We start from the raw sequence: 7,492 nt of genomic DNA, 5'->3' as shown, positions 1-7,492 counted from the left end.
GGCCGGCGTTATCCCCGTGATCTTCGCGTCCTCCATGCTGTACCTGCCGGGCTTGATTTCCCAGTTCAACCAGCCCCGGCAAGGCGAGCAGATCCAGCCTTGGGTGGAATGGATCAACAACAACCTGGTCCGTGGTGACCAGCCGATCTATATGGTGCTTTACTTCGCCATGATCGTTTTTTTCACCTACTTCTACGTCGCGATCACCTTCAACCCTGAAGAGGTCTCGGACAACATGAAGAAGTACGGCGGCTTCATCCCGGGTATCCGTGCGGGCAAACCGACCGCCGACTACCTGCAGTACGTGCTGTCCCGGATCACCCTGCCAGGCGCCCTGTACCTGGGCTTCGTGGCGCTGATTCCGCTGGTGGCACTGGTACTGATCAACGCGAACCAGAACTTCCCGTTCGGTGGCACCTCGATCCTGATCATGGTGGGCGTTGGTTTGGAGACCGTCAAGCAGATTGATGCGCAGCTACAACAACGTCACTACGAAGGGCTTTTGCGATGACGAGAATGCTGATTATTGGACCTCCCGGTTCCGGAAAAGGAACGCAGGCAGAGCGGATCTCGGAGCGCCTCGGCGTTGTGGCGATCTCCACCGGCGATATCTTCCGTGCAAACGTAAAGGGCGAAACGCCGCTTGGCATTGAAGCCAAGAAGTACATGGATGCCGGCGACTTCGTTCCGGACAGCGTGACCAACAAGATGGTGCGCGACCGGCTCAGCGAGTCCGACGTCGAAAACGGCTTCCTGCTGGACGGCTACCCCCGCACCACCGCGCAGGTGGATTACCTCGACGAGATCCTCGCCAAGGGCGACGAGAAGCTCGACGTCGTCCTCCAGCTCACTGCCGACGATGAGGAACTGGTACACCGCCTTCTCGGCCGGGCCAAGGAAACGGGACGGAGCGACGACAACGAAGCCGTCATCCGCCACCGCCTTGACCTCTACCACGAGCAGACCGAAGCCGTGGTGGCCAAGTATGCCGAGCGCGGCATCCTCACCCAGGTGGACGGGATCGGCCCCATTGACGAGGTCACTGAGCGCGTAATGCAGGCCATCAAGGCCGCGCAGGCTGCCTGATTCAGGCAAAGCATTTCTGAGGCTCCTCCCGGTAGACGGGAGGAGCCTCAGCTATTTGAAAGGAAACACCATGGCCTTTGGCCAGCCCCGCATCGAATACAAGACCAACGCCCAGATGCGCACCATGCACGAGGCAGGCCTGGTCCTGAGCCGTGCCCTGGATGCAGCCGTTGCAGCAGCCGTTCCCGGTGTCACCACCAAACACCTGGACGACGTGTTCGCTGCTGTCCTGAACGAAGCTGGCGCAAAGTCCAACTTCCTCGGCTACCACGGTTTCCCTGCCACCATCTGCACCTCCGTGAATGAGGAAGTGGTGCACGGCATCCCCGGCAGCCGCGTGCTCCGCGACGGTGACATCATCTCGATCGACGGCGGCGCAATTGTGAACGGCTGGCACTCGGACTCGGCGCGCACAGTTATCGTGGGCACCGCCGACCCCGAGGACCAGCGCCTTTCCGACGTCACCCGGGCAGCCATGTGGCGGGGCATCGCCGCATTGGCCACCGGCAAACACGTGGGCGACATCGGCGCAGCCATCGACGACTACGTTTCCTCCGTGCCGGGTAAGCCGCTGGGCATCCTCGAGGACTATGTTGGCCACGGCATCGGCTCGGAAATGCACATGGCGCCGGACGTGCTCAACTACCGCACCAACCACCGGGGCCCCAAGATCCGTCCCGGCCTTTGCCTGGCAATCGAGCCCATGCTGGTCCGTGGCAGCATCGACACCGCAGTGCTGGAGGACGACTGGACTGTTGTCACCACGGACGGCCAGCGCTCGTGCCAGTGGGAGCACTCCGTAGCCGTCCACGACAAGGGCATCTGGGTGCTGTCAGCGCCCGACGGGGGCGCGGAGCACCTGGTGCCCCTCGGCGTCACCCCCGTCCCGGTTCCGTAGCAGGGCTTCGGGTTCGCGGAAACGTGTGATGCCGCTGGACGGGACCGGCGACTGGAGCGTTCTGGCGGACTTCGCGTCGGACGGCCCTCCCGGCAGGCACAATGAAGCCTATGGGAGCAATCACTGACGTACCCGGCATCCGGGTTGGCCACGCCCACAGGACCGACGCCGGCTGGCTGAGTGGCGTGACGGTGGTGCTGCCCCCGCCTGGCACGGTTGGGTCGGTGGACGTCCAAGGCGGCGGACCGGCTACCCACGAAACGGACGCCCTTGATCCCACCACCCTGGTCAGCGCTGTGGACGCCGTGGTGCTTACCGGCGGCAGCGCGTACGGCCTGGTGTCCGCGTCCGGCGCCCAGCGGTGGTGCGAGGAAAACAGCCGGGGCTTTGCAGTGCCCGGGGGAGTAGTCCCCATCGTCCCGGCAGCTGCGATCTTCGACCTCGGCCGCGGCGGTGACTTCTCAGCACGCCCGACGGCGGACATGGGTTACGCTGCAACCGCCGCCGCCGCTGCAGAGAAGGACGGGCACGACGTCGGACGCGGCAACGTGGGTGCCGGCACCGGTGCGTTGCTGGCTCGCACCTATAAAGGCGGAATAGGTACGGCATCGATCACGCTCGAACACGGCGTTGTTGTGGGGGCCATTGCTGTTGTGAATGCGTTGGGACTGCCATTTGACCAGACCAAACCTGCAGGACCAGCGCCGGTGAAAGCAGCCACCACGACGAACACCACGCTGGTTGTTGTGGCAACGAACGGCTTCTTGGACGTTGCGGAATGTAAGCGCACCGCAGCTGCATCACATGCTGGTATCGCGCGGGCGCTTAGTCCCAGCCACACTCTCGGTGATGGTGATATTGTCTTTTGCCTCGCAACCGGGGCCCTTCCGCTGGACCGCAGGGACGAAGCCGCCCGGCAGGTAAGCCTCATTACGCTGCAAAGCGCAGCAGCCGACGTCGTCCGTTTGGCCATCCTCGATGGCGTAGCCAGCGCGGAAGCCGTAAGTACTCCGGCCGGCGATTATGGTGTGTACGGCGCCCAGTAGGTTACTATTGCCGATTTAACTTTTGCAGCGATTCGGAGTAGTGTTGCTTGTTGGTTGTCTGGACTGCCACGCCCTTTTGGGGCCTGGAACTGATAATCGATCCAACAAAAACGTTCGTGGTCATGCCCGGTGCAATCCGGCAGGACTGCGGCAACAACAGTTAGCGGAGGGTATGGCCAAGAAGGACGGGGTCATTGAGATCGAAGGCGTTGTGACTGAGGCGCTGCCTAACGCGATGTTTCGCGTTGAGCTCACCAACAAGCACATCGTACTGGCACACATCTCTGGAAAGATGCGTCAGCACTACATCAGGATTCTCCCTGAGGACCGCGTAGTGGTGGAGCTGAGCCCGTACGACCTCACCCGTGGTCGTATCGTCTACCGCTACAAGTAAATTGCTGGGCGGCTTCAGTGCGAACTGATGTCCGCTCCAGTTGACCAACTGTTACACGCAAAGGAATGCCATGAAGGTCAAGCCGAGCGTCAAGCAGATCTGCGAAAAGTGCAAAGTGATCCGCCGTAATGGCCGGGTCATGGTGATCTGCGAGAACCCGCGCCACAAGCAGCGCCAGGGCTAATTTCCCTTCATGGGAAATCCTGGGTTGCTAACCCACGCAAGTAAATAAAGGCAGCACAAGCTGATCTGGAACATTAAGCTCGAAAGAGTCCGGACAGCTAACCCCCGGTCGGAGGCTGGGGCCGTACAGAACGTGCGGGTGTACTGCCTACGACCTCCGGTTTATCAAGGAGTACTGCCACTATGGCTCGTCTCGCTGGCGTAGACATTCCCCGCGAAAAGCGGCTGGAAATTGCGCTTACTTACATCTACGGCGTGGGCAAGACCCGTGCACACGAAACCCTGGCTGCCACTGGCATCAGCGCTGACGTTCGCGTCAAGGACCTGACTGATGCCCAGCTGGTTGAGCTGCGTGACTACATTGAAGGCAACTACAAGGTTGAGGGTGACCTTCGCCGCGAAGTAGCAGCAGATATCCGCCGCAAGGTTGAAATCGGCAGCTACGAAGGCCTGCGCCACCGCAAGGGCCTGCCCGTACGCGGACAGCGTACGAAGACCAACGCCCGTACCCGCAAGGGCCCGAAGCGCACCGTCGCCGGCAAGAAGAAGGCCCGTTAAATTCCTCCCCGCTTGCCCCTCGAAACCGCTGGCGCGATTTCGGGGAACCCCGCAAGTGTGGGCCCATTCAACGGCCTTCCCCAATAACTTTCTGTAGGAGAAATAATGCCCCCGAAGACTCGTGGCGCGGTTCGCAAGCCGCGTAAGAAGGACAAGAAGAATATCGCGCTTGGCCAGGCGCACATCAAGAGCACCTTTAACAACACCATCGTTTCCATCACGGATCCGAACGGCGCTGTTATCTCTTGGGCTTCCTCAGGTGAGGTTGGCTTCAAGGGCTCGCGTAAGTCCACTCCGTTCGCTGCCCAGATGGCTGCCGAAGCCGCTGCCAAGCGCGCCCAGGAGCACGGCATGCGCAAGGTTGACGTTTTCGTCAAGGGACCGGGATCCGGACGCGAGACCGCGATCCGTTCGCTGCAGGCCGCAGGCCTCGAGGTTGGCTCCATCCAGGACGTCACCCCCGCTGCGCACAACGGCTGCCGCCCGCCGAAGCGCCGCCGCGTCTAAGGCTTTCCACGCTGCATGAGCTTGCCCGGACCGTCGATGGTCCGGGCAAGCCCAGCGCGTTAAGTCTTCAGACCGAATTTCCACCACCTGTGTTGCGTCATATAGCGGATGCTCGCCGAAAGGAAACCTAAGTGCTCATTGCACAGCGCCCCACCCTCTCCGAAGAGGTAGTTTCAGAAAACCGTTCGCGTTTCATCATTGAACCGCTGGAACCGGGCTTCGGCTACACCCTCGGAAACTCCCTCCGCCGTACCCTGCTCTCCTCCATCCCCGGTGCTGCTGTAACCAGCATCCGGATCGATGGCGTGCTGCACGAGTTCACCACGGTTCCGGGTGTCAAGGAAGATGTCACTGAGATCATCCTGAACATCAAGAGCCTCTCGGTTTCCTCCGAGCACGATGAGCCGGTTGTCGCTTACCTGCGCAAGCAGGGCCCCGGAGTCGTCACCGCCGCGGACATCGCTCCGCCGGCCGGCGTCGAATTCCACAACCCGGATCTGCACATCGCCACGCTGAACTCGAAGGGCAAGTTCGAACTCGAACTGACCATCGAGCGCGGCCGCGGCTACGTTTCGGCAGCTCAGAACAAGTCCGGCGACGCAGAGATCGGCCGTATCCCGGTCGATTCCATCTACTCGCCGGTCCTGAAGGTTACTTTCCGCGTGGAAGCAACCCGTGTTGAGCAGCGCACCGACTTCGACAAGCTGATTGTCGACGTCGAGACCAAGCAGGCCATCGCTCCGCGCGATGCTGTTGCTTCCGCAGGCACCACCCTGGTGGAGCTCTTCGGTCTGGCACGTGAGCTGAACACCGCAGCTGAAGGTATCGAGATCGGCCCGTCGCCCACCGACGCTGCCCTGGCAGCCGACATGGCCCTGCCGATCGAGGATCTGGACCTCACCGTCCGCTCCTACAACTGCCTCAAGCGTGAGGGCATCCACACCGTGGGTGAACTCGTTGCCCGCTCCGAGGCTGACCTGATGGACATCCGCAACTTCGGTGCCAAGTCCATTGACGAGGTCAAGGCAAAGCTGGTTGAACTGGGCCTGTCCCTCAAGGACTCGCCTCCCGGTTTTGACCTCGCAGCACGCGCCGCAGCAATCGAAGAGGACGACGCCGCCTTCGGCGACGACGAACTCTAAACCAGACCTTGGCCGGCGGGCAGGGCACCATGGTGTGCCCGGCCCACGGCTTCCATTTGAGGAGAAACAATTATGCCTACCCCCACTAAGGGTCCGCGCCTCGGAGGCGGCCCGGCTCACGAGCGCCTCATGCTCGCGAACCTGGCAGCATCCCTGTTCGAGCACAAGCGGATCACCACCACCGTGACCAAGGCCAAGCGCCTGAAGCCGTACGCAGAGCGCCTGGTGACTTTCGCCAAGCGTGGCGACCTCGCTTCCCGCCGCCGCGTGCTCGGCCTGATCAGCAACAAGGGCGTAGTCCACGAGCTGTTCACCGACATCGCCCAGGCTGTGGAGAACCGCGACGGCGGCTACACCCGCATCACCAAGATCGGCAACCGCAAGGGCGACAACGCTCCCATGGCTGTCATCGAACTGGTTCTCGAGCCGGTTTCCGCTAAGCAGGCCGTAGTCGCTGAGGCCACCGCGGCTGCCAAGCGCGATGCAGACAAGGCTGCTCCGGCGGCCGAGGAAGCTCCCGAGGCTGAGGTTGCCGAGACCGAAGCAACTGAGGCTTCGGCCGAGGCTCCTGCCGAGGACGCTGCAACTGAAGAGGCTGCAACCGAAGAGGCTCCGGCCGCTGAGGAAGCTCCCGAAGCCGAGGAAAAGGACGCGAAGTAATTCGCTGATTTTCTTCGCTTAGACTTAAGTCTATGAACGACCAAAAACCCGCGGCCCCCGTAATGGGGGGCGGCGGGTTTTTGCGTGTCCGGCTTGACGTGTCGTACGACGGCGGCCCCTTCAGCGGGTGGGCCCTGCAACCGGGCCTTCGGACAGTCCAGGGCGTCCTGGAGGAGGCCCTGCACATGATCCTTCGGCGTACTGTCCGCGTGACTGTTGCTGGCCGCACCGACGCCGGCGTTCATGCCCGCGGCCAAGTGGTCCACCTGGACCTCACGGAAGCCGAGTGGCAGGGCCTGCCGCGCGGGCACGAGCTGGATCCCGCCGTCGCCATGCTCCGCAGGATCCGCGGCGCCCTCAGCCGGATGCTAGGCGACCTCACCGGAGCAGTGGAGGTGCATCGGATCTCGCTGGCACCCCCCGGCTTCGACGCCCGCTTCTCCGCGTTGTGGCGGCGCTACAGCTACCGCATCGCCGACGGTCCCGCCCTGTGGGACCCGCTGGGCCGGTACTCCACCCTGTGGCACAAGAACCCCCTGGACGTCTCCCTGCTGAACGAGGGCGCTGCCAAGCTCCTAGGGCTGCAGAACTTCCTGTCCTTCTGCAAGCCCCGCGAGGGAGCCACCACCATCCGCGAGCTCCAGCGCTTTGAGTTCGCCCGGGCGGAAGACGGCGTCATCGTGGCCACGGTCCAGGCCGACGCTTTCTGCCACAACATGGTGCGCGCCCTGATCGGCTCCGCCCTGTACGTGGGGGAGGGCGTTGAGGAACCGGGCTGGCTCCACGAACGGCTGCTCGCCAGGAAGCGGGATGCCAAGTCCGTGCTGGCCGCGCCGCACCCGCTGGTGCTGGAGGAAGTGGCTTACCCGTCCGACGACGAACTCCTGGCCCGTGCGGAGCTCACCCGGGCGCTGCGTGCCTGATGTCGGGCAGGCATGCCTGGAAGCGGAATTGACGCAATCTTGACCGGACGCAGACCCCAAACCTGAGAAAGCGCCGAAAGGATGTGCTTGCGGGT

General features: G+C 62.7%; 11 protein-coding genes. All 11 read left to right on the top strand.

Features of this window, described 5'->3' with window-relative positions:
• On the top strand, positions 1-511 hold a 511-nt coding region (locus tag AC5RWX_RS28155; RefSeq protein ID WP_494099544.1), incomplete at its 5' end, for a preprotein translocase subunit SecY.
• A gap of 5 nt (positions 512-516) precedes the next feature.
• Positions 517-1,086 (top strand): adenylate kinase, encoded by a 570-nt coding sequence (locus AC5RWX_RS28150; protein WP_494099545.1) that lies wholly within the window; start codon positions 517-519, stop codon positions 1,084-1,086.
• Positions 1,087-1,156: 70 nt separating this feature from the next.
• Positions 1,157-1,984 carry a type I methionyl aminopeptidase gene (gene map, locus AC5RWX_RS28145; protein ID WP_494099543.1) on the top strand — a complete coding sequence of 276 codons (828 nt, stop codon included), beginning with the start codon at positions 1,157-1,159 and terminating at the stop codon, positions 1,982-1,984.
• 110 nt (positions 1,985-2,094) lie between these two features.
• On the top strand, positions 2,095-3,030 hold the full coding sequence (locus AC5RWX_RS28140) for a P1 family peptidase (RefSeq protein WP_494099542.1): 936 nt from the start codon (positions 2,095-2,097) through the stop codon (positions 3,028-3,030).
• 172 nt (positions 3,031-3,202) lie between these two features.
• The gene (gene infA / locus AC5RWX_RS28135; protein ID WP_009358723.1) at positions 3,203-3,424 is read left to right on the top strand and encodes a translation initiation factor IF-1; all 222 of its coding nucleotides are present in this window, start codon (positions 3,203-3,205) and stop codon (positions 3,422-3,424) included.
• 70 nt (positions 3,425-3,494) lie between these two features.
• Positions 3,495-3,608 (top strand): 50S ribosomal protein L36, encoded by a 114-nt coding sequence (gene rpmJ / locus AC5RWX_RS28130; protein ID WP_009358722.1) that lies wholly within the window; start codon positions 3,495-3,497, stop codon positions 3,606-3,608.
• A gap of 182 nt (positions 3,609-3,790) precedes the next feature.
• Positions 3,791-4,165, top strand: coding sequence for a 30S ribosomal protein S13 (gene rpsM, locus AC5RWX_RS28125; RefSeq protein WP_003803743.1), 375 nt, complete (start codon positions 3,791-3,793; stop codon positions 4,163-4,165).
• A gap of 105 nt (positions 4,166-4,270) precedes the next feature.
• Complete coding sequence (gene rpsK / locus AC5RWX_RS28120; protein WP_018769149.1) at positions 4,271-4,672, top strand: 30S ribosomal protein S11; 402 nt, start codon at positions 4,271-4,273, stop codon at positions 4,670-4,672.
• A 131-nt stretch (positions 4,673-4,803) separates the two neighbouring features.
• Complete coding sequence (locus AC5RWX_RS28115; RefSeq protein ID WP_013601812.1) at positions 4,804-5,814, top strand: DNA-directed RNA polymerase subunit alpha; 1,011 nt, start codon at positions 4,804-4,806, stop codon at positions 5,812-5,814.
• Positions 5,815-5,886: 72 nt separating this feature from the next.
• A complete protein-coding gene (gene rplQ, locus AC5RWX_RS28110) occupies positions 5,887-6,474 on the top strand; it encodes a 50S ribosomal protein L17 (protein WP_494099541.1) in 588 nt (195 codons plus the stop codon).
• A gap of 32 nt (positions 6,475-6,506) precedes the next feature.
• Positions 6,507-7,397: a tRNA pseudouridine synthase A gene (locus AC5RWX_RS28105; RefSeq protein ID WP_494099540.1), complete on the top strand. Its 891-nt coding sequence runs from the start codon at positions 6,507-6,509 to the stop codon at positions 7,395-7,397.
• The last annotated feature ends 95 nt before the right edge of the window (positions 7,398-7,492 follow it).

The organism is Arthrobacter sp. SPT-J7 (assembly GCF_059089965.1).
The sequence above is the reverse complement of the archived record's forward strand: the minus strand, read 5'-3'. Positions and strand labels throughout refer to the sequence as shown.

Bases quoted from the DNA above. Each gene is read 5' to 3' on its own strand.
- AC5RWX_RS28150 (WP_494099545.1), top strand. From the start codon at position 517: ATGCTGATTATTGGACCTCCCGGTTCCGGAAAAGGAACGCAGGCAGAG.
- map (WP_494099543.1), top strand. From the start codon at position 1,157: ATGGCCTTTGGCCAGCCCCGCATCGAATACAAGACCAACGCCCAGATG.
- AC5RWX_RS28140 (WP_494099542.1), top strand. From the start codon at position 2,095: ATGGGAGCAATCACTGACGTACCCGGCATCCGGGTTGGCCACGCCCAC.
- infA (WP_009358723.1), top strand. From the start codon at position 3,203: ATGGCCAAGAAGGACGGGGTCATTGAGATCGAAGGCGTTGTGACTGAG.
- rpmJ (WP_009358722.1), top strand. From the start codon at position 3,495: ATGAAGGTCAAGCCGAGCGTCAAGCAGATCTGCGAAAAGTGCAAAGTG.
- rpsM (WP_003803743.1), top strand. From the start codon at position 3,791: ATGGCTCGTCTCGCTGGCGTAGACATTCCCCGCGAAAAGCGGCTGGAA.
- rpsK (WP_018769149.1), top strand. From the start codon at position 4,271: ATGCCCCCGAAGACTCGTGGCGCGGTTCGCAAGCCGCGTAAGAAGGAC.
- rplQ (WP_494099541.1), top strand. From the start codon at position 5,887: ATGCCTACCCCCACTAAGGGTCCGCGCCTCGGAGGCGGCCCGGCTCAC.
- AC5RWX_RS28105 (WP_494099540.1), top strand. From the start codon at position 6,507: ATGAACGACCAAAAACCCGCGGCCCCCGTAATGGGGGGCGGCGGGTTT.